Consider the following 2,350-nt stretch of genomic DNA (forward strand, 5'->3'; position numbering starts at 1 on the left):
GTAGAAACCCCATGGATCCGCCTTATGTGGCAGACCTTCACCATCAGGACCTTTTAGCTCAAATTTGTATTGAGTGACCTCTGGCAAATTCGGAATGAAGATCCCCCAGATCCCGTAGTCGAGTCTCTGCATTGGGTTGCGACGTCCGTCCCAAGCGTTGAAATTACCAACGATACTGACGGCCGAAGCATGCGGTGCATACACCAAGAAACGGGTACCTTCGACTTGCTTACCGTCTCTCTCTTGCGATATGAACTGTGCCCCCATCTGGTGGTACATTTCTTTCGGCGTGTGTAGCTCTTCGTATTCGGCATATAAACCGTGGTATTTGTATGGATCGTCGAGCAACTGCTCAGTGCCATTCCAATCGACAGCCAACTGATAATGGGTAAATCGTAAATCAAGGTCCGATTCAAGGACAAACCCCGACGCCTGATCTCGCACCATTGGCATTCTTGTGCCATCTTCCAAAACAACCGCGACAGCGTCTGCGCCTGGCTTTACTCATCCACGGACAGCACGACCGTGGACTCCGGTGGATCGAGGTGGAGGCCGACGATGTCGTAGACCTTCTTCACGAACAACGGGTCGTTGGACAGCTTGAACCTGTCAGCGCGGTGCGGCTTGATCCCAAAGGCCTTCCAGATCCTCCCGATCGTCGAGGTCGACAGGCCGGACCGCTCGGCCATCTTTGACCTGGACCAGTGTGTCGTGTTCTCCGGTGTTGATTCCAGCGTCGATACCACGACGTCCTCGACCTGCTCCACAGTCACCGTTGTCGGTCGCCCTGGACGTGGATCATCGGGTAAGCCTGTCCAGTTGAGCCTCAAGGAACCGCGCCGGCCACTCGCTGACTGTGTTCTGTGAGCACCCCACCCGCTTTGCGACCGTTTTGTTGTCCAGCCCCTCTTCACACGCGAGGAGGATTCGGCATCGCAACACCGGTGGGTGCGACGACCTACGACGCTGCACCCACCGGGCAAGCTGCGCGCTCTCCTCGTCGGTGACCTCAAGCGGTGTCTTTGGAGGTCCTGTGCGCGGCATGCCGCACTCTACAACTAATCCAACGAATTACTGGTGCACGAAACTAGCTGAATGCTACGTATATCCCGAATGCAACCCAAACGACTGTCATGCTGACCGGCAAAAACACATCAAGTTTGAGCCGGGTCTGTCGTATCGTGCGGAAGGGTTTACCTTCCGGCATGTCGACTAGCGATGCGACACGTTTACGGAGTTTTCTGCCCCGCCAGAGGTTGGCGTAGGTGCGCTCTGAAAGGGGAAGATCATCGGATGAAGTTCGCAGTTCGCCGACTTCAGTGAACCGGTCCCGGAAACTGTACTTGTGGAAATCTACGATCGCAGTCCGTGCGAAAATGACAGGGAAGAACACGTACCACATGGTTGTCATGGCAAGGGCGAAGGTAGTAAAGAAAGGCAGCTTGTCCCCTTGGGTCAGAAGGATGGCTCCAACAGCGAGGTACAACGATTGCGCCGATATTGACAAGCCACGGTAGGCTTGCACATTTGTTTCGTATGTATTCCACTGAGTATCAGAACTGATGTGACCTTGATACTGCTCTACCATGTAGGTAAACGTACTAACGTGGTTCATATTTCCAGAGGAACGACACGGGGGCTGCTGCATGGTTAGGTGCCAGGTTGACCTGCCCTACGGATTTGGTGGCGGACGGGCGACCTAGTTGTGATGTCCGGGTAGGTTGTTGAGTCTGTTGATTGGTGTTCCGTTGATTGTGGAGTGTCGCCTGTGGCGGTTGTAGAAGTGGGTCCACCCTGGGAGGGCTTCACGTCGTTCGGTTTCGGATGTGTGGAACCGTGCATAGGTCCATCCGTCGGCGAGGGTGCGGTGGAAGCGGTCGATCTTGCCGTTGGTTTGGGGTCGGTAGGGGCGGGTGCGTTTGTGAACGATACCGAGTTTGGCGCAGGCGTCTGACCAGGCGAATGACCGGTAGTAGGAGCCGTTGTCCGAGAGGACGCGTTCCACGGTGACGCCGTGCTCGGCGAACCATGCGACCGTGCGGTGGAGCACGCCGACAGCGGTGTCTTCGCGTTCATTGGTGTGCATCTCGACATAGGCGACGCGGGAGTGGTCGTCAATGACGGTGTGCAGGTAGCGGGCGTTGCGGGTGCCCTCCCGGTCGGAGGTGGCGGCGCGGTGTCTGAGGCCCTGCTGACGCCCGACGAAGCGATGTCTGCCGCCGTTGGGGGTGTTGCCGAATTTGGTGACGTTGACGTGGATCAGCGATCCGGGACGGTCATGCTCATAGCGGTGGATCGGCTCTGCAGCGACCCGGTCGATCACTGAGAGCCGGTTGATGCGGCAGCGCAC

Annotated in this window: 4 protein-coding genes and 1 pseudogene; all 5 read right to left on the reverse strand. The window is 56.9% G+C overall.

Annotation, left to right across the window (positions count from 1 at the left end):
* A pseudogene (locus ACK5M9_RS13885) lies at positions 1-444 on the reverse strand (hypothetical protein); the annotation flags it as partial.
* A 56-nt stretch (positions 445-500) separates the two neighbouring features.
* Positions 501-773 (reverse strand): hypothetical protein, encoded by a 273-nt coding sequence (locus ACK5M9_RS13890; protein ID WP_416893741.1) that lies wholly within the window; start codon positions 771-773, stop codon positions 501-503.
* 25 nt (positions 774-798) lie between these two features.
* Entirely contained in the window at positions 799-1,044 is a 246-nt protein-coding gene (locus tag ACK5M9_RS13895; protein WP_416893742.1) for a helix-turn-helix domain-containing protein, read from the reverse strand.
* A 43-nt stretch (positions 1,045-1,087) separates the two neighbouring features.
* A complete protein-coding gene (locus tag ACK5M9_RS13900) occupies positions 1,088-1,588 on the reverse strand; it encodes a hypothetical protein (protein ID WP_416893743.1) in 501 nt (166 codons plus the stop codon).
* Positions 1,589-1,699: 111 nt separating this feature from the next.
* Positions 1,700-2,350 (reverse strand): DDE-type integrase/transposase/recombinase (locus ACK5M9_RS13905; protein ID WP_416893744.1); only part of this gene is annotated, 651 nt, incomplete at its 5' end.

The organism is Mycobacterium sp. (assembly GCF_047975165.1).
Classification (GTDB): Bacteria; Actinomycetota; Actinomycetes; order Mycobacteriales; family Mycobacteriaceae; genus Mycobacterium.